This is a genomic window from Vibrio sp. 1402, from assembly GCF_033340275.1.
Window position 1 is genome coordinate 1 of record NZ_JAWOWE010000518.1, and the last position, 572, is coordinate 572.

At 47.7% G+C, this 572-nt stretch carries 2 pseudogenes; both read right to left on the reverse strand.

Annotated elements, in window-relative coordinates:
* Positions 1–314, reverse strand: a pseudogene (locus R7044_RS27010) (alpha/beta hydrolase); the annotation flags it as partial.
* Positions 315–391: 77 nt separating this feature from the next.
* A pseudogene (locus R7044_RS27015) lies at positions 392–572 on the reverse strand (hypothetical protein); the annotation flags it as partial.

The following is a 572-nucleotide window of genomic DNA, read 5'->3' on the forward strand; positions in this document are numbered from 1 at the left end:
GTCATCACAAACACGGTAAAACCTGCTTGGTTCAACACGCGTGCGCTGTCTGCCCCTTCTTTATCCACCGAGACTCGCTGATAACCGCCACCGGGCATCAATAAAATACCAATCCCGTTGGATTGCTCTGGTTCAAACACGACAATTTCGGGATGCGTGATCTCAAACACTGCGCGATCTGGTAACAACTCGTTCGGATTTCTTTCTTGATAACTTTGCACCAGATGGGAGGGGATTTGAGGCTCAGACCACAAAGGCAAAACGGGATGCTCAGGAAACCAAGTCTGTAGTGAAGTAATCGGCGCAACGTGCATGGCATTCTCTCCGGCTGAAAAACAAAAAAAGCCAGCACAATGGCTGGCCTTAACCTATTTCCCGATAAAATGAGTGCTTAGTCTAGTAGCGACTTCACATATTCTGCAATTTCAGGTACTTGGCAGTGCGCAAAGAAACACTCTTGGAATTGCGTGCTGCCTACTGCAGTTTTCACTAGCTCTTGGTCAATAGCACGTAAACCCTCAACCACGTCTTTTGCTACCGCTGATTTCACGTTGTTTAGGATAGCCGCGTTC